At 72.6% G+C, this 23,778-nt stretch carries 24 protein-coding genes; 23 read left to right on the top strand and 1 reads right to left on the bottom strand.

The genetic code is table 11. The features are described 5' to 3' along the window. Positions 1-8: 8 nt before the first annotated feature. Entirely contained in the window at positions 9-389 is a 381-nt protein-coding gene (locus RKE38_RS00120) for a DUF1844 domain-containing protein (RefSeq protein WP_410055414.1), read from the bottom strand. Between the two features lie 293 nt (positions 390-682). On the opposite strand from RKE38_RS00120, the gene infC reads away from it, so the two are divergent. From infC to tyrS, 23 genes are all read left to right on the top strand, one after another. Then, on the top strand, positions 683-1,327 hold the full coding sequence (infC, locus tag RKE38_RS00115) for a translation initiation factor IF-3 (protein ID WP_316007564.1): 645 nt from the start codon (positions 683-685) through the stop codon (positions 1,325-1,327). Between the two features lie 65 nt (positions 1,328-1,392). Next, on the top strand, positions 1,393-1,587 hold the full coding sequence (rpmI, locus tag RKE38_RS00110) for a 50S ribosomal protein L35 (RefSeq protein WP_316005437.1): 195 nt from the start codon (positions 1,393-1,395) through the stop codon (positions 1,585-1,587). 82 nt (positions 1,588-1,669) lie between these two features. Beyond that, positions 1,670-2,047, top strand: coding sequence for a 50S ribosomal protein L20 (rplT, locus tag RKE38_RS00105; RefSeq protein ID WP_310157819.1), 378 nt, complete (start codon positions 1,670-1,672; stop codon positions 2,045-2,047). Between the two features lie 32 nt (positions 2,048-2,079). After that, positions 2,080-2,892, top strand: a complete 813-nt coding sequence (locus tag RKE38_RS00100; protein ID WP_316005436.1) for an RNA methyltransferase — start codon at positions 2,080-2,082, stop codon at positions 2,890-2,892. Between the two features lie 9 nt (positions 2,893-2,901). Continuing rightward, a complete protein-coding gene (locus RKE38_RS00095) occupies positions 2,902-4,020 on the top strand; it encodes an ATP-binding protein (RefSeq protein WP_316005435.1) in 1,119 nt (372 codons plus the stop codon). Positions 4,021-4,090: 70 nt separating this feature from the next. After that, positions 4,091-5,020: an NAD(P)/FAD-dependent oxidoreductase gene (locus RKE38_RS00090; protein ID WP_316005434.1), complete on the top strand. Its 930-nt coding sequence runs from the start codon at positions 4,091-4,093 to the stop codon at positions 5,018-5,020. 317 nt (positions 5,021-5,337) lie between these two features. Then, complete coding sequence (pheS, locus tag RKE38_RS00085) at positions 5,338-6,444, top strand: phenylalanine--tRNA ligase subunit alpha (RefSeq protein WP_316005433.1); 1,107 nt, start codon at positions 5,338-5,340, stop codon at positions 6,442-6,444. Beyond that, positions 6,444-8,981, top strand: a complete 2,538-nt coding sequence (pheT, locus tag RKE38_RS00080; protein ID WP_316005432.1) for a phenylalanine--tRNA ligase subunit beta — start codon at positions 6,444-6,446, stop codon at positions 8,979-8,981. The genes pheS and pheT overlap by 1 nt, the downstream gene beginning before the upstream one ends. Beyond that, positions 8,978-9,709, top strand: coding sequence for an SDR family oxidoreductase (locus RKE38_RS00075; protein WP_316005431.1), 732 nt, complete (start codon positions 8,978-8,980; stop codon positions 9,707-9,709). The genes pheT and RKE38_RS00075 overlap by 4 nt, the downstream gene beginning before the upstream one ends. Before the next feature lie 80 nt (positions 9,710-9,789). Beyond that, a complete protein-coding gene (gene argC / locus RKE38_RS00070; protein ID WP_316005430.1) occupies positions 9,790-10,830 on the top strand; it encodes an N-acetyl-gamma-glutamyl-phosphate reductase in 1,041 nt (346 codons plus the stop codon). Then, positions 10,827-11,237, top strand: a complete 411-nt coding sequence (locus tag RKE38_RS00065) for an ACT domain-containing protein (protein WP_310157805.1) — start codon at positions 10,827-10,829, stop codon at positions 11,235-11,237. Before argC ends, RKE38_RS00065 begins: the two co-directional genes overlap by 4 nt. Next, entirely contained in the window at positions 11,234-12,385 is a 1,152-nt protein-coding gene (gene argJ, locus RKE38_RS00060) for a bifunctional glutamate N-acetyltransferase/amino-acid acetyltransferase ArgJ (protein ID WP_316005429.1), read from the top strand. The genes RKE38_RS00065 and argJ overlap by 4 nt, the downstream gene beginning before the upstream one ends. Beyond that, positions 12,382-13,341, top strand: coding sequence for an acetylglutamate kinase (argB, locus tag RKE38_RS00055; protein WP_316005428.1), 960 nt, complete (start codon positions 12,382-12,384; stop codon positions 13,339-13,341). The genes argJ and argB overlap by 4 nt, the downstream gene beginning before the upstream one ends. Then, complete coding sequence (locus RKE38_RS00050) at positions 13,341-14,561, top strand: acetylornithine transaminase (RefSeq protein ID WP_316005427.1); 1,221 nt, start codon at positions 13,341-13,343, stop codon at positions 14,559-14,561. The genes argB and RKE38_RS00050 overlap by 1 nt, the downstream gene beginning before the upstream one ends. Then, positions 14,558-15,496 (top strand): ornithine carbamoyltransferase, encoded by a 939-nt coding sequence (argF, locus tag RKE38_RS00045; RefSeq protein WP_316005426.1) that lies wholly within the window; start codon positions 14,558-14,560, stop codon positions 15,494-15,496. The genes RKE38_RS00050 and argF overlap by 4 nt, the downstream gene beginning before the upstream one ends. A 43-nt stretch (positions 15,497-15,539) precedes the next feature. Next, on the top strand, positions 15,540-16,058 hold the full coding sequence (locus tag RKE38_RS00040) for an arginine repressor (RefSeq protein ID WP_316005425.1): 519 nt from the start codon (positions 15,540-15,542) through the stop codon (positions 16,056-16,058). After that, positions 16,055-17,479, top strand: a complete 1,425-nt coding sequence (gene argH, locus RKE38_RS00035; protein ID WP_316005424.1) for an argininosuccinate lyase — start codon at positions 16,055-16,057, stop codon at positions 17,477-17,479. The genes RKE38_RS00040 and argH overlap by 4 nt, the downstream gene beginning before the upstream one ends. A 157-nt stretch (positions 17,480-17,636) precedes the next feature. Then, complete coding sequence (locus RKE38_RS00030; protein WP_310157790.1) at positions 17,637-17,927, top strand: hypothetical protein; 291 nt, start codon at positions 17,637-17,639, stop codon at positions 17,925-17,927. 1 nt (position 17,928) lies between these two features. Beyond that, positions 17,929-18,741: a hypothetical protein gene (locus RKE38_RS00025; RefSeq protein ID WP_316005423.1), complete on the top strand. Its 813-nt coding sequence runs from the start codon at positions 17,929-17,931 to the stop codon at positions 18,739-18,741. 8 nt (positions 18,742-18,749) lie between these two features. Further along, positions 18,750-20,660: a fumarate reductase/succinate dehydrogenase flavoprotein subunit gene (locus tag RKE38_RS00020; RefSeq protein ID WP_316005422.1), complete on the top strand. Its 1,911-nt coding sequence runs from the start codon at positions 18,750-18,752 to the stop codon at positions 20,658-20,660. Further along, entirely contained in the window at positions 20,657-21,409 is a 753-nt protein-coding gene (locus RKE38_RS00015) for a succinate dehydrogenase/fumarate reductase iron-sulfur subunit (protein ID WP_316005421.1), read from the top strand. The genes RKE38_RS00020 and RKE38_RS00015 overlap by 4 nt, the downstream gene beginning before the upstream one ends. Beyond that, positions 21,406-22,065 (top strand): DNA-3-methyladenine glycosylase, encoded by a 660-nt coding sequence (locus tag RKE38_RS00010; protein ID WP_410055444.1) that lies wholly within the window; start codon positions 21,406-21,408, stop codon positions 22,063-22,065. The genes RKE38_RS00015 and RKE38_RS00010 overlap by 4 nt, the downstream gene beginning before the upstream one ends. A 57-nt stretch (positions 22,066-22,122) precedes the next feature. Beyond that, complete coding sequence (gene tyrS / locus RKE38_RS00005) at positions 22,123-23,385, top strand: tyrosine--tRNA ligase (RefSeq protein WP_316005419.1); 1,263 nt, start codon at positions 22,123-22,125, stop codon at positions 23,383-23,385. Positions 23,386-23,778 lie beyond the last annotated feature (393 nt).

The following is a 23,778-nucleotide window of genomic DNA, read 5'->3' as shown; positions in this document are numbered from 1 at the left end:
CCGCCGGGTCAGACGACCGAGCCGGTGAGCTTCTCGCCCGGCCCCTGCCCGGGCGGGTCCGGGATGACCGAGGCCTCGCGGAAGGCGAGCTGGAGCGACTTGAGCCCGTCGCGCAGGGGGGCGGCGTGCTGGCTGCCGAGGTCGGGCGCCGAGGCGGTGATGAGGCCGGCGAGGGCGTTGATCAGCCGGCGGGCCTCGTCGAGGTCGAGGTGCTCGGCGGCGTCCGGCCCCTCGGCGAGCCCGCACTTGACGGCGGCGGCCGACATGAGGTGGATGGCGGCGGTGGTGATGACCTCGACGGCCGGGACCTCCGCGATGTCGCGGGTGGCCTGCTCGGTGGGGTCGGTGCCGAGGGGGGTGCCGTCGGGATTGGGAGATTGCGTGCTCACGCTGGTAGCCTTGCAGATCGACCGGCCGTGCCCAGCGCCGGGGGACTCCAGCGGAGGCCTCCACGAGGGGGACGGTGTGCAAGTGAAGCAGCACCTGCTTCCACCCGCGACGACCACCAGGTCGCCGGGTTCCCGAGGTCACCGAGGCGTATGCCGCGGGGCGCGAGCTCCACGGCATACCGGCCCTCGGTGGACCCCGAGACGGACCAGGTGAGGCTTTCCGCGCAACGGCGACGGGAAGCCTTTCTCGTTGTCGCGGACACGACCCTGGATCCCAGCACAAGGAGACACCCATCAGCGAGCCTCGCATCAACGACCGCATCCGGGTACCGGAGGTGCGGTTGGTTGGTCCCAACGGAGAACAGGTCGGCATCGTGCGCGTCGAGGACGCGCTGCGGCTGGCCGCCGAGGCCGACCTCGACCTCGTCGAGGTGGCCCCGATGGCCAAGCCTCCCGTCGCCAAGCTCATGGACTTCGGCAAGTTCAAGTACGAAGCCGCCATGAAGGCCCGGGAAGCCCGCAAGAACCAGGTCAACACGGTCATCAAGGAGATCAAGCTCCGCCCGAAGATCGACCCGCACGACTACGGCACCAAGAAGGGCCACGTCGAGCGGTTCCTCAAGGGCGGCGACAAGGTCAAGGTGACGATCATGTTCCGCGGCCGCGAGCAGTCCCGCCCCGAGCTGGGCTTCCGGCTGCTGCAGCGCCTGGCCGAGGACGTCATCGAGCTCGGCACCGTGGAGTCGGCCCCCAAGCAGGACGGCCGCAACATGATCATGGTGCTGGCGCCGACGAAGAAGAAGTCCGAGGCGATGGCCGAGCAGCGCCGCGCCCGCAAGACGCCCGCCGCCGAGCAGCCCGCAGCGGCTGCGGACGCGCCGGCCGCCGAGGCGCCGGTCGCCGACGCCCCGGCAGCGGAGCAGGCCCCGGCCGAGTAGGCCCCCCGAACCACCCGAGCACCACCCACCAGACGACCACGTCGGACAGAAGGAGATCGGCAGCCATGCCGAAGAACAAGACGCACTCTGGCGCCAAGAAGCGCTTCCGGATCACCGGCAAGGGCAAGGTCATGCGCGAGCAGACCAACGGCCGCCACCTGCTCGAGCACAAGTCCTCGAAGTACATGCGCTCGATCGCGAACGACGTCGAGGTGTCCAAGCCGGACGCCAAGAAGGTCAAGAAGCTCCTCGGCCGCTGAGCCGAGCCCACCCCTGACAGCAGCACCGGGCTCAGCACAGCAGCAGCTCCGGATCGTCTAGAACCAAGCAAGGAGAACTCACGTGGCACGCGTGAAGCGGGCGGTCAACGCCCAGAAGAAGCGCCGGGTCGTCCTCGAGCGGGCCAGCGGCTACCGCGGTCAGCGCTCGCGCCTGTACCGCAAGGCCAAGGAGCAGGTCACCCACTCCCTCGGGTACGCCTACCGTGACCGCCGGGCCAAGAAGGGCGACTTCCGTCGCCTCTGGATCCAGCGGATCAACGCCGGCGCCCGCGCCAACGGCATGACCTACAACCGCTTCATCCAGGGCCTCAAGGCCGCGGAGATCGAGGTCGACCGTCGCATGCTGGCCGAGCTGGCCGTCAACGACGAGGCCGCCTTCGCCGCGCTCGTCGAGATCGCCCGGGCCAACGTGCCGGCGACCGCCGACGCCACCGCCTGAGCTCCACCTCAGCGCACACCGAGCGCCGGGACATGCCCCCGCTGAGCGCCCCCCTGACCAACCCCAGGTCGGACCGGGTCAAGGCGGTGCGGGCGCTGTCCCGGCGCTCGGTGCGTGATCGGTCCGGCCGGTTCCTCGCCGAGGGCCCCCAGGCCGTGCGCGAGGCGGTGCACCACCGCCCGGACTGCGTGGTCGACGTCTACGCCACGCCCGCCGCCGCGCAGCGGTATGCCGCGGACATCCTCGAGCCCGCGCTGGCGGCGGGCCTGCACGTGCACGAGGTCGACGAGGAGGTCCTCGCGGCCATGTGCGACACCGGGTCGCCCCAGGGGGTGGCCGCGGTGTGCCGGGTCCTGGCAGCCGGCCTGGACGAGGTCCTCGAGCGGGGCCCGCGGCTGCTGGTCCTGCTCACCCACGTCCGGGACCCCGGCAACGCCGGGACCGTGATCCGCGGTGCCGACGCGGTCGGTGCCGACGCGGTGCTCGTCACCGACGCCTCCGTCGACGTGTTCGGTCCCAAGGTCGTCCGGTCCACGGCCGGGTCGCTGTTCCACCTGCCGGTCGTCACCGGGCTCGCCCTCGAGCACACGGTCCAGCGGTTGCGCGCCGCCGGCATACGCACGCTCGCGGCCGACGGGGCGGGTGACCGGGTCCTCGGCGACGTCGACCTGGTCGGCCCACATGCCTGGGTCATGGGCAACGAGGCGTGGGGGCTCCCGGAGGAGACCCGGGCACAGTGCGACGAGGTGGTCCGGGTGCCCATCTACGGCCACGCGGAGTCGCTCAACCTCGCCATGGCCGCGACCGTCTGCCTCTACGCCTCGGCGAGCGCCCAGAACGGCTAGGGTCCCGCCATGGAGTTCACGCCCGGGATGCTCATGGACAACGAGTCCGCCGGCATCGCAGCCGAGCTGATCCCCGACGGGCTGGTCGCCGCCGACGGCGACGCCCGGATCCTGTTCCTCAACAGCCGCGCCGGCCGCATCCTGGGCCGTCCGCGCGAGGAGGTCGTGGGCGCGGACATCCGCGAGGCCGTCGACCTGCAGGACAGCGACGGCAGCTCGTGGTGGGAGACCACGAACCCGTGGGGCGGCCTGCGGATCCGCACCGGCCACCGCGAGAAGATGCTGATGCTGCGGCACAACGGCCGCGAGGTCCTCGTGACCGCGAAGTACCTCCGCCCTGGCCGGAACCAGCCCGTGAACCGGGTCAACATCCTCATGCGCGACGCGCTCTACCGCCGCCGCCAGGAGGCCGAGAACGCCGCCGTCATCTCCACCGTCGCCCACGAGCTGCGCTCCCCGCTGACCAGCGTCAAGGGCTTCTCCTCGACCCTGCTGCGGCGCTGGGACCGGTTCACCGACGAGCAGAAGCGCCTCATGCTCGAGACGATCGAGGCCGACGCCGACCGCGTCACCCGGCTCATCACCGAGCTCCTGGACGTGTCCCGGATCGACTCCGGGCGGCTGCAGATCCGGCCGCTGCCGCTCGACGTCTCCTCGGTGTTCCACCGGCACGTGGAGCGGGCGGTGGCCAGCGGGCTCGAGCGCGACCGGTTCGCGATTGAGGTCGCCGAGGACCTGCCCGAGGTCTGGGCCGATCCCGACCGGCTCGACCAGATCCTGTCCAACCTGCTCGAGAACGCCGTGCGCCACGGCGAGGGCGTCGTCACCCTGGCCGCGGTGCCTGCCGGTCCCGAGGCGCGGGCCGCCATGGTGGCCAAGGGGCGCGGCGACGAGGGCGTCGAGATCGTCGTGAGCGACGAGGGCCAGGGCATCCCCGAGGACCACCGCGCCCTGGTGTTCAGCCGGTTCTGGCACGGCTCGGGGCGGGGGAGCACCGGACTCGGGCTGTACGTCGTACGTGGCCTCGTCGAGGCCCACGGTGGGCGCGTGGTCGTCGGCTCCGCGCCCTCGGGTGGGGCGCAGTTCCGCCTCAGCCTGCCCTCGACGGCGCCCGAGTACCTCACCTGAGGCAGGTCGACGGCCTTCTCGTGCAGATGCACGACGACGCGGCCGGGTGAGGTCGCTAGCGTCCGCTCCCATGTACGACGCGGTGGTGGTCGGTGGGGGACCGGCGGGCCTGAGCGCGGCCCAGCAGCTCGCGCGGGCGTGCGCCACGACGCTCGTCCTCGACGCGGGGGTGCCGCGCAATGCCCGGGCGCAGCACGTCAACGGGTATGCCGGCCTGGACCGTGTGCCCCTGCCGGTGTTCCGCGAGCGGCTACGTGACGACCTGACCCGCTACCCCGAGGTCGAGCTCGCCGAGGCCTGGGTCGACCGCGTCAACCGGCAGGACGAGGGCGGGTTCACGGTGTGGGCGGGGGACCGCAGCTGGCAGGCCAGGCGCGTCCTGCTGGCCACCGGCGTGGTGGACGTGCTGCCGGACCTCCCGGACGTGGACGCCTACTGGGGGACCTCCGTCGTGCAGTGCCCGTTCTGCCACGGCTGGGAGGCGCGGACCCGCCCGGCAGCAGTGGTCATCGGCGACGACGTGCTGCTCGCCGAGATGCTGCGCTTCCACGGGCGGTGGGCCACATCCCTCGTGGCCCTCGCGGCGCCCGGATGGGAGCCGACGTCGACGGCGCGAGAGGTCCTCGGCGCGGCCGGTGTGTCGTTGCACGAGGCCCCGGTGGTGGCGCTGCACGGGCACGACGGGGTGCTGCAGGAGCTGGAGTTCGCCGACGGCTCGACCGCGGACGTCGGCACGGTCTACGTCCACAACGAACAACGACCCACCGACCTCGTCCGCGTCCTCGGGCTCGACCTCACCTTCGGCGCCTACGTGGCCGTGCGCAAGGACTACGCCGTCCCCGACCCCACGCTGCCGCTGTTCGTCACGTCGGTGCCGGGCATCTACGCCGCCGGCGACGCCACCTCGACGGCGCAGGCCGCCCAGCTCGCCGCGTTCGAGGGTGCGCTCGCGGCACGGCGGATGGTGCTCGACCACGCCTTCACGGACCCGGGGCGCTGACACCGCGGCGGGCGGCGCCCCCTCGGGCAGAGGTCGCCACGTGGAACGCCGTTGCGCCTCGCCGCGGTTTCCCGCCACGCTGGTGCCATGACCGGCAGCACGCTGCGATTTACCGCGCCTTCGGACGCGGCCGCCGTGCTGCGCTGAGGGCGCCCCGAACCGTCCCGCGGCACATCCCGCGGCGACTCCCCGGCACACCTCCTTCGCCGTCCGGCGGCCCGCGTCCGAAGGCTCCTCCGCCACCCGCCCCACGTGGGGAAGCCGTGCGCGGGCGCCCCTAGACTCGGGGAGCCGCGCCCCCAGCAGAGATGAAGGACATGTCCGGACCCAACAAGCAGTACGACCCCGTCGAGGTGGCCGCGCTGGACCCGGCGGCCATCGAGCAGGCCGTGGACGACGCCGTCGCCTCCATCGCCGCCGCCGGCACCCTGGAGGAGCTCAAGGCAGCGCGCCTGGCCCACCAGGGGGAGAAGAGCCCGCTGGCCCTGGCGAACCGCGAGATCGGCGCGCTGCCGCCGAGCGCGAAGGCCGAGGCCGGCAAGCGGGTCGGCCAGGCCCGGGGCCGCGTCGGGCAGGCGCTGGCCCGCCGCCAGGCCGAGCTCGAGGCCGAGCGCGACGCCCGCATCCTCGTCGAGGAGGCCGTCGACGTCACGGTCCGCGTGCCCCGGCGCCCGATCGGCGCCCGCCACCCCATCAGCCTGGTGTCCGAGCGGGTCGAGGACATCTTCGTCGCGATGGGCTGGGAGATCGCCGAGGGCCCCGAGGTCGAGGCCGAGTGGCTCAACTTCGACGCGCTCAACATCGGCGCCGACCACCCGGCCCGCCAGGAGCAGGACACCTTCTTCGTCGAGCCCGCCGGCTCCGGGCTGGTCCTGCGCACCCACACCTCGCCGGTGCAGGTCCGCACGATGCTGACGCACGAGCCGCCGGTCTACGTCCTGTGCCCCGGCAAGGTCTTCCGCACCGACGACCTCGACGCCACCCACACCCCGGTCTTCCACCAGTTCGAGGGGCTCGTGGTCGACGAGGGCATCACGATGGCCCACCTCAAGGGCACGCTCGACGCGTTCGTGCAGCGGCTGTTCGGCGACGGCATCGAGACCCGGCTGCGCCCCAACTACTTCCCGTTCACCGAGCCGAGCGCCGAGATCGACTGCCGCTGCTGGGTGTGCGGTGGCTCGGGCACGCTCGACGGCGCCTCCTGCCGCACGTGCGGTGGCACCGGGTGGATCGAGCTCGGTGGTTCCGGGATGGTCAACCAGCGGGTCCTGCGCGCGGCCGGCGTCGACACCGACCGCTACACCGGGTTCGCGTTCGGGCTCGGCGTCGAGCGCTCGCTGATGCTGCGCCACAACGTCGCCGACATGCACGACATCGTCGAGGGAGACGTGCGGTTCTCCCAGCAGTTCGGAATGGAGATCTGATGTACGCGCCCGTGTCCTGGCTGCGCGAGCTCACCGACGTGCCCGCCGACGCCACCGGTGCCGACGTCGCCGCCTCGCTGGTGCGGGTCGGCCTGGAGGAGGAGGGGCTGCACGGCGGCGACATCTCCGGGCCCCTCGTCGTGGGTCGCGTCCTGACCGTCGAGCCCGAGCCGCAGAAGAACGGCAAGACGATCAACTGGTGCACCGTCGACGTCGGCGAGAACGGCCAGCGGCTCACCGAGGGCAAGGCCCAGGAGATCGTCTGCGGCGCACACAACTTCGGCCCCGGCGACCTCGTCGTGGTCGTCCTGCCGGGCGGCGTCCTGCCCGGCGGCTTCGAGATCTCGGCGCGCAAGACCTACGGCCACGTCAGCAACGGCATGATCTGCTCGGCGAAGGAGCTCGGCCTCGGCGAGGACCACAGCGGGATCATCGTCCTGTCCGAACTGCTCGGCGAGGAGGCGGCCGCGGCGCTGCGGCCCGGCGACGACGCCATCGCCCTGCTCGGTCTGGCCGACGAGGTCGTCGAGGTCAACGTCACGCCCGATCGCGGCTACTGCTTCTCGATGCGCGGCATCGCGCGGGAGTACGCCCTGTCCGAGGGGGTCGCCTACCGCGACCCGGCCGACCTCGACGTGGCGCCCGCGGGCGAGGGCGGGTATGCCGTGCACCTCACCGACGAGGCGCCGATCGACGGCCGCGAGGGCTGCGACCGCTACATCGCACGGGTGGTCCGCGGCGTCGACACCTCGGCGTCGAGCCCGCAGTGGATGCAGAAACGGCTCACGCAGGTCGGCATGCGCCCGATCTCCCTCGCCGTCGACGTCACCAACTACGTGATGATGCTGCTCGGCCAGCCGCTGCACGCGTTCGACCTCGACACCCTGTCGGGCTCGGTGGGCACCCGCCGCGCCCGGGTGGGGGAGAAGCTCACCACGCTCGACGACGTGGCGCGAGTCCTCGACCCCGAGGACCTCCTCATCGTCGACGGTGCCGACACCCCCCTTGCGATCGCCGGGGTCATGGGTGGCGCGTCCTCCGAGGTGTCCGGCACCACGACGAACGTGCTCGTGGAGGCCGCCCACTTCGATCCGGTCACCGTCGCCCGGTCGGCCCGCCGGCACCGGCTCACGACCGAGGCGTCGCGCCGGTTCGAGCGGGGCGTGGACCCGGACGTGACCGCGGCCGCGGCGCAGCTCGCCGTCGACCTGCTCGTCGAGCACGGCGGGGGCACGGCCGACACGGCACACACCGACGTCGACCACCGCGTGCCCCGGGAGCCGTTCGAGTTCGACACCACCCTGCCCACGCGCTACGTCGGCCTCGAGTACCCGCGCGAGGAGGTCCTCTCGACCCTCGCCGCGATCGGCTGCGAGGTCGAGCAGGGGGAGGGTGACACCGTGCTGGTGCGGCCCCCGTCGTGGCGGCCCGACCTGACCGACGGCCCCGAGCTGGTCGAGGAGGTCGCGCGCGTCCGTGGCTACGACCAGATCCCCTCGGTGCTGCCCCAGCCCAAGTCCGCTGGGCGCGGCCTCACCCACGGACAGCGCGTCCGTCGCCTCGTCGCGACGACCCTCGCGCACCAGGGGCTGACCGAGGTCCTCAGCTACCCGTTCGTCGCGCCGGGGCTCTTCGACGCGCTGGCGTATGCCGCGGACGACCCGCGCAGGCGTGCCGTGCGGCTGGCCAACCCGCTCTCCGACGAGGCGCCGCTGATGCGTACGTCGGTGCTGGACTCCCTGCTCGACACGTTGCGCCGCAACGTCGCCCGCGGTACGCGCGACGTCGCGGTGTACGAGGTGGGGCTAGTGACGCAGGCGCCCCAGGAGCCCCTGTCGGCCCCGGTGCCGGCCACCGAGTCACGCCCCGACGACGCGACCCTCGCCGCCATCACCGGCGCGGTGCCCGCCCAGCCGCGCCACGTCGCATACGCCGCCTCCGGCGAGGCCGAGCGCGGTGGTCCCTGGCGGCCCGCCCGCCCCGTCGACACCTCGGACGCCGTCGCCTGGGCCCTCACGGTGGGCGAGGCGCTCGGGCTCGAGCTGCGGGTGCGGGCGACCGAGCGCGCGCCGTGGCACCCCGGCCGGTGCGCCCAGCTGACCCTCGAGGAAGGCACGGTCGTCGGCTACGCCGGCGAGCTGCACCCCAAGGTCGTGGCGGCTCTCGAGCTGCCGGCCCGCACCGTCGCCGGGGAGCTGGACGTCGACGTCCTGGTCGCCGCGAGCGGCACGCCGCACGACGCGACGGCACTGTCGACGTTCCCGGTGGCGCACACCGACGTGGCGCTGGTCGTCGACGAGGCGGTCCCCGCGGCCGACGTCGAGGGCGCGCTCTCGGCCGGTGCGGGCCCGGAGCTCGAGTCGCTCGTGCTGTTCGACGTCTACCGCGGCGAGCAGGTCGGTGAGGGGCGCAAGTCGCTGGCCTACCGGCTCACCTTCCGCCCGACCTCGCGCACGCTGACCACCGACGAGGTCTCCGCGCTCCGCGACGCCGCGGTCGCCGAGGCCGGGCGGCGGACCGGCGCGGTACAGCGGTGACCGCCCGCGTCGCGGTCGTCACGGGTGCCTCCCGCGGCATCGGCCGCCACGTCGCGGACGCCCTGGAGGCCGCCGGGTGGGTCGTCGAGCGCGGCTCCACGGCCGTCGCCCCGGTGACGGACCGGGCCGCCGTCGAGCGGTGGGTGGCGGACGTGGTGGCGCGCCACGGTCGCCTCGACCTGCTGGTCAACAACGCCGGGGTCATCGACGAGGAGGTACCGCTGGCCGACAGCGACCCGGACGAGTGGTGGCACACGGTCGAGGTCAACGTGCGCGGTCCGTACCTCATGACCCGCACCGCCCTGCCGCACCTCGCGGCGACGGGTGGGCGGATCGTCAACATCAACTCGGGCGCCGCGTACCGGAACTACGACATCGCCACGGCCTACAACGTCAGCAAGGGCGCCCTGGCCCGCCTGACCGCGGCCACGGGGATCGGCGGCGAGCACGGCGTCAGGGCCTTCGACCTGGCCCCCGGCGTCGTGCAGACCGACATGACGCTCGCCATGAAGGCGCACGAGGACCGCACCGAGTGGACCTCGCCCGAGGAGGTCACCGCGCTGCTCCTCGCGATGGCCGACGGGCAGCTCGACGCGTGGACGGGCCGTATGGTCCGTGCCGGGGTCGACACGGTGGAGTCCCTGCAGGAGCGGGCCGAGCAGGGCATCGGCGAGGGTGACCGCACCCTGGGCCTGCTGCGCTGGGGCGAGGACGACCCGCTGAGCTAGCCCGGGTCCGCGGCCGCCGGCCGGTGTCCGAGGAGCGGATGCCTGTGCATGCCCATCCGTGAGCCTGTATGGTCATGCACATGCGGAGAGTGGCAGTTGCCGGTGCGAGCGGGTATGCCGGAGGCGAGGTCCTGCGGCTGCTGCTCGGCCACCCCGAGCTCGAGGTGGGTGCGGTCACGGCCGCGTCGAGTGCTGGACAACCGCTGGTTGTGGTCCACCCGCACCTGACACCGCTGGCCGACCGGGTCGTCGAGGACACGACGGCCGAGACGCTCGCGGGCCACGACGTCGTCGTGCTGGCCCTGCCGCACGGCCACTCCGCTCGGATCGCCGCCGAGCTGCCGGACGACGTGGTCGTCGTCGACTGCGGCGCCGACTTCCGCCTCCGGGACGCGGAAGCCTGGACGACCTTCTACGACACGCCCTGGGCGGGCTCGTGGGCCTACGGCATGCCGGAGCTCTGCGTCCCGGGAGGCAAGCAGCGCGCGGCCCTGGCAGGCACGCCCCGTGTCGCCGTGCCCGGGTGCTACCCGACCGCGGTGAGCCTCGCGCTCGCGCCCGGCTACGCCGCCGGGGTGCTGGCCCCCCACGACGTGGTCGTCGTCGCGGCCTCGGGCACCTCGGGCGCCGGCAAGTCCGCGAAGGCGCACCTGCTGGGCAGTGAGGTGATGGGGGCGATGTCGCCGTACGGCGTCGGCGGCGTGCACCGCCACACGCCGGAGATCGAGCAGAACCTGCGCGGTGTGGCCGGCGACGACGTGACGGTCTCGTTCACGCCGACGCTCGCGCCGATGCCGCGCGGCATCCTGGCGACGTGCACCGCCCCGGTGGCAGGAGGCGCGTCCGCGCAGACCGTGCGCGCGGCCTGGGTGGAGGCGTATGCCGACGAGCCGTTCGTCCACGTCCTGCCCGAGGGGCAGTGGCCGTCGACGGCGAGCGTCCTCGGCAGCAACTGCGTCCACGTCCAGGTGGTGCTCGACGAGCGGGTCGGCCGGGTCGTGGCCGTTGCCGCGGTCGACAACCTGACCAAGGGCACGGCCGGGGCAGCCGTGCAGTGCACCAACCTCGCCCTCGACCTGCCCGAGACCACCGGGCTTCCCATCGCTGGAGTCGCACCATGAGTCTGCCCCTGCACCTGATGAGGCACGCGGTCGAGGTGGCGTTCGTCCGCCTGCCGGCCGGGACCGAGCCGGACTTCGACTGGCGGACCGGTCCGCTCGCGTCCGTCACCTACACCGACAGCGAGACCTCGGTCGTGTGCGCGCACGACGCCGTCCCTGCGGGCGCTCGCGCCCAGGGGCCGCTGACGGCGTTCGAGATCGCCGGCCCGCTCGACTTCTCCACCGTCGGGGTGCTCGCCGGCCTGCTCGACCCGCTGGCCACCCAGGGGATCAGCATCCTGGCGATGTCGACCTTCGACACCGACTGGATCCTCGTCGACGCCCAGCACGCCGACGAGGCGATGGCGCTGTGGAAGCGCGACGGGAACACGGCCGCTCCGGCCCGGCTGTCCGGGGGCGCGTCGTGAGCGTCACGGCTCCTCGGGGCTTCCGCGCGGCCGGTGTCACCGCAGGGCTCAAGGCGTCGGGCGCCCCCGACCTCGCGCTCGTGGTCAACGACGGGCCCACCCACCACGCCGCCGCGGTCTTCACGAGCAACCGGGTCGAGGCGGCACCCGTGACGTGGTCCCGGCAGGTCGTCAGCGACGGTCGGGCGGACGCGGTGGTCCTCAACTCCGGCGGCGCGAACGCGTGCACCGGGCCCCAGGGCTTCGCCGACACGCACGCCACGGCCGAGCACGTCGCCGGGGCGCTGGGCATCTCCGCCGGCGACGTCGTCGTCTGCTCGACCGGCCTCATCGGCGAGCTGCTGCCGATGGCCAAGGTGCTGGCCGGCGTCGACGCCGCAGCTGCTGCCCTCGCCGCCGACGGCGGGGACGACGCTGCGGTCGCCATCAAGACGACGGACACGGTGCACAAGCAGGCCACCGCTGCAGGCGACGGCTGGTCCGTCGGGGGCATGGCCAAGGGGGCGGGGATGCTCGCCCCCGCCCTGGCGACGATGCTGGTCGTGGTGACGACCGACGCGGTGGTCGAGCCGGGCGAGCTCGACGGCGTGCTCCGTGCCGCCACGGCCGTCAGCTTCGACCGGGTCGACTCCGACGGGTGCCAGTCGACCAACGACACCGTGCTGCTCATGGCGTCCGGGGCCTCCGGGGTGCGGCCCTCGACCGAGGAGCTCGCCGACGCCGTCACCGAGGTGTGCGCCTCGCTGGCGCGGCAGCTCATCGGCGACGCCGAGGGCGCCCACCACGACATCGCAGTGGAGGTGGTCGGCGCCGCCTCGGTCGACGACGCCCTCGAGGTCGGGCGCTCCATCGCCCGCAACAACCTGTTCAAGTGCGCGGTCTTCGGCAACGACCCCAACTGGGGACGCGTGCTCGCCGCGGTCGGCACCACGCGCGCGGCGTTCGAGCCGAATCAGCTCGACGTCGCCATCAACGGTGTGCAGGTGTGCCGGTCCGGTGGCGTCGGTGAGGACCGGTCCCTCGTGGACCTCACCGGCCGGGAGGTGCACGTGCTCGTCGACCTGCACGCGGGCGCGCAGGCCGCGACGATCTGGACCAACGACCTCACCCACGACTACGTCCACGAGAACTCGGCCTACTCGACATGACCCCGAACCAGCCCCCCGCACCCCCGCGGACGGCCAACACCGTCCGCGGCCACATCGGCGCCGCCGCCCTGCGCGTCGCCCAGGCCAAGGCCCAGACCCTGGTCGAGGCGCTGCCGTGGCTCGAGCGCTTCCGCGGTGCCCTCGTCGTGGTCAAGTACGGCGGCAACGCCATGACCGACGACACCCTCAAGGCCGCCTTCGCCCAGGACGTGGCGTTCCTGCGGTATGCCGGGCTGCGGCCAGTGGTCGTGCACGGCGGTGGCCCGCAGATCGCCTCGATGCTGGACCGCCTCGGTCTGGAGAGCGAGTTCCGCGGCGGCCTGCGCGTGACGACGCCCGAGGTCATGGACGTGGTGCGCATGGTCCTGACCGGGCAGGTCGGGCGAGAGCTGGTCGGCCTGCTCAACCAGCACGGCCCGGTCGCCGTCGGCCTCTCCGGTGAGGACGCCGGGCTCTTCGGCGCCCGCCGTCGGGGGACCACGGTCGACGGTGAGGACGTCGACCTCGGCCTCGTCGGCGACGTCGTCGAGGTGGACCCCGGCGCGGTGCAGGACATCCTCGACGCCGGGCGCATCCCAGTCGTCTCGACCGTGGCGCCCGACCTCGACGTCGACGGCCAGGTCCTCAACATCAACGCCGACACCGCCGCCGCGGCGCTCGCCGTCGCCCTGCGGGCGCGCAAGCTCGTCGTCCTCACCGACGTCGAGGGCGTGTACGCCGCGTGGCCGGACCGCGACTCGCTGCTGTCCTCGCTGTCGGTCAGCGGGGCCAAGGAGCTGCTGACCCGGGTCGACGCCGGGATGATCCCCAAGCTCGAGGCCTGCGTGCGTGCGGTCGAGCAGGGCGTCCCGCAGGCGCACGTCGTCGACGGCCGCCAGCCGCACTCGCTGCTGCTCGAGGTGTTCACCTCCGAGGGCATCGGCACGATGATCGTCCCCGACGAGGAGAGGTCCTGATGGGCACCCACAACGACGAGCTCCTCGACCGCTACCAGCGGTCCGTCCTCGGGGTCTTCGGACGTCCCCCGTTGGTGCTGTCCCACGGCGACGGCTGCTGGGTGTGGGACGTCGACGGCAACCGCTACCTCGACCTGGTCGGCGGCATCGCCGTCAACGCCCTCGGCCACGGCCACCCGGCCCTCGTCGCCGCGGTGAGCAAGCAGGCGGCCGAGGCGATCCACGTCTCCAACTTGTTCACCTCCCCGGCCCAGGTCGAGCTGGCCGAGCGGATCCTGCAGGTCGCCGAGGCGCCCGAGGGGTCCGCCGTCTTCTTCGCGAACTCCGGCGCCGAGGCCATCGAGGCAGCGATCAAGCTGTCCCGCCGCACCGGGCGCTCGGGCATCGTCGCCGCCGAGGGCGCCTTCCACGGCCGCACCACCGGGGCGCTCGCCCTCACGCACAAGGCTGCCTACCGCGAGCCGTTCGAGCCGCTGATCCCCGGCGTCACGCACGTGCCCTACGGCGACGAGGACGCGCTGCGCGCGGCCGTCACCGACGAGACCGCGGCCGTGGTCCTCGAGCCCGTGCAGGGCGAGGCCGGGGTCCTGAGCCCGGGCCCGGCATACCTGCGGCTGGCGCGCGAGCTCACCACCGCCCACGGTGCCCTGCTCGTGGTCGACGAGATCCAGACGGGGGTCGGCCGCACCGGCACGTGGTTCGCCTTCCAGCAGGCGGGGATCGTCCCGGACGCGATGACCCTGGCCAAGGGACTCGGCGGGGGAGTGCCGATCGGGGCGCTGGTCACCTTCGGTCCGCAGGTCTCCGGGATGCTCACCGTGGGGCAGCACGGCTCGACCTTCGGCGGCAACCCGCTGGCCGCGGCCGCCGGGCTCGCCGTCCTGGAGACGATCGAGTCGCAGGGCCTGCTCGCGCACGTCCGGGAGGTCGGCGAGCACCTCGTCGCGGCCGTCACCGCCCTCGGCCACCCCCTCGTCACCGGGGTGCGGGGTGCGGGCCTGCTGAGGGCGATCACCCTGGCCGCCGACGTGGCCCCCGCCGTCGCGGCCGCGGCGCGCGAGGGCGGGTTCATCGTGAACCCCGTCGCGCCGAACGCGCTCCGGCTGGCGCCACCGCTCGTCATCACGACCGAGCAGGTCGACGCGTTCGTCGCCGCCCTGCCCGCCTTCCTCGACGCCGCGTCCACCCCGCCCGAGCCGACCCCGAAGGAGACCTCGTGACCCTCCGCCACTTCCTGCGCGACGACGACCTCACCGCCGAGGAGCAGGCGCTGGTCCTGGCCCGCGCGGCCGAGCTCAAGGCGGCGCCGTTCTCACGCCAGAGCCTGGCCGGCCCGCAGGTCGTCTCGGTCGTGTTCGACAAGCCGACGCTGCGCACGCAGGTGTCGTTCACGGGTGCCATCGCCCAGCTCGGCGGCCACCCGCTCGTCGTCGACGGCGCCCTGGCGCAGATCGGGGTCCGCGAGTCGGTCGCCGACACCGCGCGGGTCCTCGGGCGGCAGTCCGCGGCGATCGTCTGGCGCACGTACGGCCAGGACCGGATCGAGGAGATGGCCGCGTTCGCCGGGGTGCCGGTGGTCAACGCGCTCACCGACGACTTCCACCCCTGCCAGATCCTGGCCGACCTGCTGACCGTCAACGAGCGCAAGGGCGTGCTCGCGGGGTTGACCCTGGCCTACGTCGGCGACGGCGCGAACAACATGGCCCACTCCTACCTCCTGGGCTGCGCCCTGGCCGGCATGCACGTCCGCATCGGGACCCCCGGGTCGCACCAGCCCCAGGCCGCGGTCCTCGCCCGTGCCGAGGAGCTCGCCGCCGAGCAGGGCGGCTCGGTGGTCGTGGTCGACGAGGCCGCTGCGGCCGTGGCCGGGGCCGACGTCGTCGTCACCGACACCTGGGTCTCGATGGGCATGGAGGCGCAGAAGGGCGAGCGGCAGGGCAGCGCCAGCCCGTTCGTGCCGTTCGCCGTCACCGAGTCCCTCATGGCGCAGGCCGATGCCGAGGCGATCTTCCTGCACTGCCTGCCCGCCTACCGCGGCTTCGAGGTCGAGGCGGCCGTCATCGACGGACCGCAGTCGGTCGTCTGGGACGAGGCGGAGAACCGGCTGCACGCCCAGAAGGCCCTCCTGTCCTTCCTCGTCGAGGAGTCCGCGTGACGTCGCGCCGAGGACACGTGGGCCGGCCCGTCGCGGGGCACCGGTGAGCATCGCCGCCACCCGGACCGCTCGCCACCAGCGCATCGTCGAGATCCTGGGGCGCACCGAGGTCCGCTCGCAGACCGAGCTGCTCGACCTGCTCGCCCAGGACGGCGTCGAGGTCACCCAGGCGACCCTGTCGCGCGACCTCGTCGAGCTCGGCGCCGTCAAGGTCCGCTCGGGACGCACGCTGGTGTATGCCGTGCCGGGGGAGGGCGGCGACCCCACGGCCCGCCCGGCCCAGGGGGCGCAGGCGGTGAGCTCCCGGCTGCGCCGGGTCTGCTCCGAGCTGCTCGTCACCGCCGAGCCGTCGCACAACCTCGTGGTCCTGCGCACCCCTCCCGGAGCGGCGAACTTCCTCGCCTCGGCCATCGACCACGCCCGCATCGAGGGGCTGCTCGGCACCATCGCCGGCGACGACACCATCATGGTCATCACGACCGGCGCCGCCGCCTCGCGGAGGGTCGCCGACCACCTGCTCGCACTGGCGGGCACCACGACGAACAACGAGGAGCAGCGGTGAACGAGCGGGTCAGCCTCTGGGGCGGACGCTTCGCAGGGGGTCCGGCCGACGCGCTGGCCGCCCTGAGCAAGTCGACGCACTTCGACTGGCGGCTCGCGCCGTACGACCTGGCCGGGTCGCGGGCCCACGCCCGCGTGCTGCACGCGGCCGGGCTGCTCGACGACGCCTCGCTCGAGGCGATGCTGGACGCGCTGGCCCGGCTGGCCGCCGACGTCGAGGCGGGCGCCTTCGTGCCGGCCGAGGACGACGAGGACGTGCACACCGCGCTCGAGCGCGGGCTGATCGAGCGCGCCAGGGCCGACGTCGGGGGCCGGCTGCGGGCCGGGCGCTCGCGCAACGACCAGGTCGCCACGCTGTTCCGGATGTACCTGCGCGACCACGCCCGTTCCGTGGCCGCCCTCGTCCTCGACGTCGTCGACGCCCTGCTCTCGCAGGCAGCCCGTCATCCCGACACCGCCATGCCGGGTCGCACGCACCTCCAGCACGCACAGCCGGTGCTGCTCGCGCACCACCTGCTCGCCCACGGGTGGGCCCTGCTGCGCGACGTCCACCGTCTGCAGGACTGGGACGCCCGCGCGGCCGTGTCGCCGTACGGATCCGGGGCGCTGGCCGGCTCCTCGCTCGGCCTCGACCCCGAGGCCGTCGCCGCCGACCTCGGGTTCGACACCTCCGTCGAGAACTCCATCGACGGCACCGCCTCGCGCGACTTCGTGGCCGAGTTCGCGTTCGTCGCGGCCATGACCGCCGTCGACGTGTCGCGGCTCGCCGAGGAGGTCGTCCTCTGGGCGACCAAGGAGTTCTCCTTCGTCACGCTCGACGACGCCTACTCGACGGGGTCGAGCATCATGCCGCAGAAGAAGAACCCCGACGTCGCCGAGCTCGCCCGTGGCAAGGCCGGCCGTCTCGTCGGCGACCTCGCCGGCCTGCTGACCACGCTCAAGTCGCTGCCGCTCGCCTACAACCGCGACCTGCAGGAGGACAAGGAGCCGGTCTTCGACGCCGTCGACACCCTCGAGGTCCTGCTGCCCGCCTTCAGCGGCATGGTCGACACGATGGTCTTCGACACCGACCGGCTCGCGTCCCTGGCGCCGCAGGGCTTCTCGCTCGCCACCGACGTGGCCGAGTGGCTCGTGCGCCAGGGCGTGCCCTTCCGGGTCGCCCACGAGGTGGCCGGTGCCTGTGTGCGCGCCTGCGAGGAGCGGGGCATCGAGCTGTGGGACCTCACCGACGACGACCTCACCGCGATCTCGCCCCACCTCACCCCGGGCGTACGCAGCGTGCTCACCGTCGAGGGCTCGCTCGCCTCCCGGGACGCCAAGGGAGGCACCGCCCCCGCCCGCGTCGCGGAGCAGAGGGAGCGGCTCGGCGCAGCCGTCACCCGGGCGCGCGCCTGGGCCGACCGGCCCGTCGAGGTCCGCTGACCCCACCCGGGGGCGCCAGGAGCAGGGGGACCGGCACGCGCGCAGGGGGCCCACGGCATACCGGATGTCCCGGATGCGGGACATCGGACCGAGCATTCGCTAGGTTCGGTGACGTGGGTCACAGCCGACCCGCTCCGGCGTTCGAAGGGATGACGGCATGGGTGTCAGCGACGACCTCACCGCGGCGGCAGGGCACGTGGCGGGACTGCGACGGGCGGTGACCGCCCTGTCCAAGGAGCTCGGCAACACCATCGACATCCAGCGGCTTCGCGACGACGTCGTGCGGCTCGCCGACGACGTCGACCTCGTGGCGCGCGGCGCCGGGGTCGGCTCGCAGGACCGGGCCGGCGGACCCGGTGAGATCGTGTTCATCCCGGACGAGGACTACGACCCCGCGATGTGGTCGGACGTCGAGGACGAGGGCGTCGGCTACCGCCGGGGCCAGTGACGTGAGCGCACCCTTCAGCGGAGGCGTCCACGCCCCCGGACGCGCCCGCATCACCGCCCGCACCCTGCGCGAGGACCGGTGGTGGCTCCAGCCGCTCGTCACCTTCGTCTGCTTCACGGCCTGGCTGCTCTACGGGCTCATCCGGGCCTCGACGCAGAAGGACTACTTCGTCGCGGACTACGGCTACCTCACGCCGTTCGCCTCGCCGTGCCTGTCCACGTCGTGCGTCCCGGGGTCGACGCACTTCGGCACGCCGTTCGGGCAGTGGCCGCCGCTCATCCCGTTCGCGGTGCTGACGCTGCCGTTCCTGCTGCTGTTCCGGCTGACCTGCTACTACTACCGCAAGGCCTACTACCGCTCGTTCTGGCTCTCCCCGCCGGCCTGTGCGGTCCCCGAGGCGCACCGTGCGTACTCCGGGGAGACCCGGTTCCCGCTGGTCGCCCAGAACCTGCACCGCTACTTCTTCTACGCGGCCGTCATCGTCAGCCTCATCAACACCTACGACGTGCTGCACGCGTTCCGCGGCAAGGACGGCGGGTTCGGCATCGGGCTCGGGACGCTGATCCTGCTGGCGAACGTCGTGCTGCTGTGGTGCTACACCCTCGGCTGCCACTCCTGCCGCAACATCGTCGGCGGCCGGCTCAACCACTTCTCGAAGCACCCGTTGCGCTACAAGGCCTGGGGCTTCGTGGGCAAGCTCAACGCGCGCCACATGCAGTTCGCCTGGATCACCCTCGGCAGCCTCGTCGTCACCGACGCGTACATCGCGCTCGTGTCGTCCGGCACCATCTCCGACCTGCGCATTCTCAACTGAGGAGCCCCGTGACCGACCTCGAGACGCACGACGTCGACGTCCTCGTCATCGGTGCCGGTGGCGCCGGCCTGCGCGCCGCCATCGAGGCGCGCGAGCAGGGGCTGCGCACGGCCGTCGTGTGCAAGAGCCTGTTCGGCAAGGCCCACACCGTGATGGCCGAGGGCGGCATCGCCGCGTCGATGGGCAACGCCAACCCCAAGGACAACTGGGAGGTCCACTTCCGCGACACCATGCGCGGCGGCAAGTTCCTCAACAACCCGCGGATGGCCGAGCTGCACGCCAAGGAGGCTCCGCAGCGGGTGTGGGAGCTCGAGACGTACGGCGCGCTGTTCGACCGCACGCCCGAGGGCAAGATCAGCCAGCGCAACTTCGGCGGGCACGAGTACCCCCGCCTCGCCCACGTCGGCGACCGCACCGGCCTGGAGCTGATCCGCACCCTCCAGCAGAAGATCGTGAGCCTGCAGCAGGAGGACCGGCGCGCGACCGGCGACTTCGACGCCCGGCTGAGGGTCTTCGCCGAGTGCACGGTGACCGACATCTTCAAGGACGCCTCGGGTGCGGTCTCCGGTGCGCTGGCGTACTGGCGCGAGAGCGGCGAGTTCCTCCTCTTCCGCGCCCCGGCCGTGGTCCTGGCCACGGGCGGTATCGGCAAGTCCTTCACGGTCACGAGCAACTCCTGGGAGTACACCGGCGACGGCCACGCCCTGGCCCTGCGGACCGGGGCGGCGCTCATCAACATGGAGTTCATCCAGTTCCACCCGACCGGCATGGTGTGGCCTCCGTCGGTGAAGGGCATCCTCGTCACCGAGTCGGTGCGCGGCGACGGGGGAGTGCTGCGCAACTCCGAGGGCAGGCGGTTCATGTTCGACTACGTGCCCGACGTGTTCCGGGCGCAGTACGCCGACACCGAGGAGGAGGCGGACCGCTGGTACCAGGACGCCGACAACAACAAGCGACCGCCCGAGCTGCTGCCTCGTGACGAGGTGGCGCGGGCCATCAACAACGAGGTCAAGGAGGGGCGCGGCTCGCCGCACGGGGGTGTCTTCCTCGACGTCTCGACCCGCCTCCCCGCGGAGGAGATCATCCGGCGCCTGCCGTCGATGCACCACCAGTTCAAGGAGCTCGCCGACGTCGACATCACCGCCGAGCCGATGGAGGTCGGCCCGACGTGCCACTACGTCATGGGCGGTGTCGAGGTCGATGCCGACACCGCGGCGACGAGCGTCCCCGGTCTCTTCGCCGCGGGCGAGGTCGCGGGCGGCATGCACGGCTCGAACCGCCTGGGCGGCAACAGCCTGTCCGACCTGCTGGTCTTCGGCCGACGGGCCGGGGTCGGGGCCGTCGACTACGTGCGGGCCAAGGGCGTCGAGGGCGGCGGCCACCCCGCCCCGGCCGAGGCCGAGGTGGCGGCAGCGACGCGGGCTGCGCTGTCGCTGTTCGACGCGAAGGACGGCGGCCAGAGCCCCTATGACCTGCACCACGAGCTGCAGCGGAAGATGAACGACCTCGTCGGCATCATCCGCCGCGAGCACGAGGTCCGCGAGGCGCTCGAGGTGCTCGACGAGCTCGACGCCCGGGCGCGCGGCGTCGTCGTCGCCGGCGGACGGCGGTTCAACCCGGGCTGGCACCTGGCGATGGACCTGCGCAACATGCTGGCCGTGTGCCGGTGCGTCGCGATGGCGGCCCTGGAGCGCACCGAGTCCCGCGGCGGGCACACCCGCGAGGACTTCCCGGCCATGGACCCCGAGTGGCGCCGGATCAACCTCGTCGAGACCATGACCGACGACGGGCGGATCGAGATGCGGCGCCAGCCCGTCCCCGAGATCCGCCAGGACCTGCTCGAGCTGTTCGAGCGCTCCGAGCTGTCGAAGTACCTCACCGAGACCGAGCTGCAGCGGCATGGAGGGAGCGGGGCATGAGCTACCAGGGGAGCTTCCGGGTGTGGCGCGGCGACGCCGACGGGGGAGCGCTGCAGGACTTCACCGTCGAGGTCAACGAGGGCGAGGTCGTGCTCGACATCATCCACCGCCTGCAGGCGACGCAGGCCCCCGACCTCGCGGTCCGCTGGAACTGCAAGGCCGGCAAGTGCGGCTCGTGCTCGGCCGAGGTCAACGGCCGGCCGCGGCTGCTGTGCATGACGCGGATGAGCACCTTCGAGGAGGGCGACACGGTCACGGTGACGCCGCTGCGCACGTTCCCCGTCGAGAAGGACCTCGTCACCGACGTGTCGTTCAACTACGAGAAGGCGCGCGAGGTCCAGGCCTTCAGCCCGCCCGAGGGCGTGGCGCCGGGTGAGTACCGCATGCAGCAGGTCGACGTCGAGCGCAGCCAGGAGTTCCGCAAGTGCATCGAGTGCTTCCTGTGCCAGGACGTCTGCCACGTCGTGCGTGACCACGAGGACAACAAGGCCGCCTTCTCGGGCCCGCGCTTCCTCATGCGCATCGCCGAGCTCGACATGCACCCGCTGGACTCCGCCGACCGGCGCCCGGCCGCGCGGGCCAAGCACGGGCTCGGGTTCTGCAACATCACCAAGTGCTGCACCGAGGTCTGCCCCGAGCACATCAAGATCACCGACAACGCCCTCATCCCGCTCAAGGAACGCGTCGTCGACCGCCACTACGATCCCCTCGTGTGGCTGGGCAACACGATCCGACGGCGCAAGGGCTGACCGAGGCCGAACCGCACGCCGCGCTCGGGCTCGGACCGCGGCTCGAGCGGTCCTTCTTCGCCGAGGACGTCCTCGACGTCGCGCCGGCGCTCCTGGGCACGTTCCTCACCGTCGGTCCGGTGACCGTGCGCCTCACCGAGGTCGAGGCGTATGCCGGGGAGTCCGATCCCGGGTCCCACGCCTTCCGCGGGCCGACGCCCCGCACCCAGGTCATGTTCGGCCGCGCGGGTCACCTCTACGTCTACTTCACCTACGGGATGCACTGGTGTGCCAACGTCGTCACCGGCTCCGAGGGCCACGCCAGCGCGGTGCTGCTACGGGCCGGTGAGGTGGTGGCTGGCGAGGAGGTGGCAGCCGGACGGCGCGCGGGGATCGCCCGGCGCGACTGGACCCGGGGGCCGGCGCGGCTGGCGACGACGCTCGGGCTGCGGGGCGAGGACTCGGGCGCCGACGCCTGCGCCGAGGACGGCCGGATCGCCCTCCACGCGCCCGTCGCCCATGTGCCCGCCGGCCGCATCAGGACCGGTCCCCGGGTCGGGGTGAGCGGCGCCGGCGGCGACGCCACGGCATACCCGTGGCGCTTCTGGCTGGCGGACGAGCCGAGCGTCTCGGTGTACCGCGCAGCGAAACCGCGCGCCCGTCGCCGGGGCGCATAGGGCAGGCTTGGCCCGTGCCGCGCGGTGCGGCGCACCGACCGAAGGAGACCGACGACCGTGACGAACGTTCTCGACGAGCTGCAGTGGCGCGGCCTGGTGGCGCAGACCACCGACGAGGCTGCGCTGCGCCAGGCCCTCGGCGACGGACCGATCACGGCCTATTGCGGGTTCGACCCGACGGCCCCGTCGCTGCACTTCGGAAACCTCGTCCAGCTCGTGGTGCTGCGCCACCTCCAGCGCGCGGGGCACCGCGTCATCTGCCTGGTGGGCGGCTCGACGGGGCTCATCGGCGACCCGCGGCCGTCGGCGGAGCGTGTGCTCAAGACCAAGGAGCAGACCGCCGAGTGGGTGGCGAACATCCAGCGCCAGGTCCGCCCGTTCCTGGCCACGGACGGGGACAACCCCGCGGTCTTCGTGAACAACCTCGACTGGACGGAGGGCCTGTCGGCGCTGGACTTCCTGCGCGACATCGGCAAGCACTTCCGGGTCAACCAGATGGTCAAGAAGGAGGCGATCGCCGCGCGGCTCAACTCCGACGAGGGGATCTCCTACACCGAGTTCAGCTACCAGCTGCTGCAGGGGCTGGACTACCTGCAGCTGTTCCGCGACTTCGGCTGCACGCTGCAGACCGGCGGCAACGACCAGTGGGGCAACCTCACCGCCGGCTCGGACCTCATCCACCGGGTCGAGGGGAAGTCGGTGCACCTGCTGACGACCCCGTTGCTCACCGACAGCTCGGGTGAGAAATTCGGCAAGAGCGCGGGCAACGCCATCTGGCTGTCGCCGGAGATGACGAGCCCGTACGCCTTCTACCAGTACTGGATCAACGTCGAGGACGCCTCCGTCGTCACCCTGCTCAAGGTGTTCACCGACCGCACCCAGGAGGAGGTCGCCGAGCTGGAGCAGTCCCTGGCGGAGAAGCCGTTCCTGCGGGAGGCCCAGAAGGCTCTCGCGGCGGACGTCACGACCCTCGTCCACGGCGCCGAGGCGACGGCGGCGGTGCAGTCGGCCTCCGAGGCGCTCTTCGGCAAGGGGGACGTGGGCGCCCTCGACGAGGGCACGCTGCTCGATGCCACGGCCGAGCTGCCGGGCGCCCCGGTGGAGGTGGGCACCTCGGTCACCGACGCGCTGGTGGCCGTGGGCCTGGTCGACTCGCGCAACGCCGCGCGCAGAGCCATCTCCGAGGGAGGCGCCTCGCTGAACAACGTGAAGCTCACCGACGCGGAGCGAGTCCTGGGGGAGGGGGACTTCCTGCACGGCAAGGTCGCCCTGCTGCGCCGTGGCCGCAAGTCCCTGGCGGCAGGACGTCGGTCGGGCTGACGCCCCGACCCGCACCCGACCGATCCGCTGGTCCGGCGCCCCGCAGGGCGCTGACCAGCGGATTTGTCTTTTCGGCGAGGCCCCGTCTAATGTTCTCGACGTCAGCCCGACAGGGAGGAACGGACACCACCGCGGTCACCACCGCGAAGAAGGCCGGTCCCGCGGGTTGGAACCCCCGAAAGAACTGCTCGAACGCTTCACCGCGTCCGAAGCCAGGAACGGGGAATCTCCAGACCGGATTCCGCCGCCGAGAAGCGGATTTGGGAAAAGGAAACGGAGAGCATAAGATTGAAGGGTTGCCCCGGACGCCGGCCGACAAGGTCTGCGAAAGGTGCGCGTCCGATCCTTGAGAACTCAACAGCGTGTCAAAAATCGATGCCAATAACCTCGTCT

The sequence above is a fragment of the Phycicoccus sp. M110.8 genome (assembly GCF_032464895.1).
Lineage (GTDB): Bacteria > Actinomycetota > Actinomycetes > Actinomycetales > Dermatophilaceae > Pedococcus.
Note: the sequence above shows the minus strand (reverse complement) of the source record. Positions and strands in the feature narration are given on the sequence as shown.

Coding starts and splice junctions, on each gene's coding strand:
- rpmI (WP_316005437.1), top strand. CDS start 1,393: ATGCCGAAGAACAAGACGCACTCTGGCGCCAAGAAGCGCTTCCGGATC.
- RKE38_RS00100 (WP_316005436.1), top strand. CDS start 2,080: ATGCCCCCGCTGAGCGCCCCCCTGACCAACCCCAGGTCGGACCGGGTC.
- RKE38_RS00095 (WP_316005435.1), top strand. CDS start 2,902: ATGGAGTTCACGCCCGGGATGCTCATGGACAACGAGTCCGCCGGCATC.
- RKE38_RS00090 (WP_316005434.1), top strand. CDS start 4,091: ATGTACGACGCGGTGGTGGTCGGTGGGGGACCGGCGGGCCTGAGCGCG.
- pheS (WP_316005433.1), top strand. CDS start 5,338: ATGTCCGGACCCAACAAGCAGTACGACCCCGTCGAGGTGGCCGCGCTG.
- pheT (WP_316005432.1), top strand. CDS start 6,444: ATGTACGCGCCCGTGTCCTGGCTGCGCGAGCTCACCGACGTGCCCGCC.
- argC (WP_316005430.1), top strand. CDS start 9,790: ATGCGGAGAGTGGCAGTTGCCGGTGCGAGCGGGTATGCCGGAGGCGAG.
- RKE38_RS00065 (WP_310157805.1), top strand. CDS start 10,827: ATGAGTCTGCCCCTGCACCTGATGAGGCACGCGGTCGAGGTGGCGTTC.
- argB (WP_316005428.1), top strand. CDS start 12,382: ATGACCCCGAACCAGCCCCCCGCACCCCCGCGGACGGCCAACACCGTC.
- RKE38_RS00050 (WP_316005427.1), top strand. CDS start 13,341: ATGGGCACCCACAACGACGAGCTCCTCGACCGCTACCAGCGGTCCGTC.
- RKE38_RS00030 (WP_310157790.1), top strand. CDS start 17,637: ATGGGTGTCAGCGACGACCTCACCGCGGCGGCAGGGCACGTGGCGGGA.
- RKE38_RS00015 (WP_316005421.1), top strand. CDS start 20,657: ATGAGCTACCAGGGGAGCTTCCGGGTGTGGCGCGGCGACGCCGACGGG.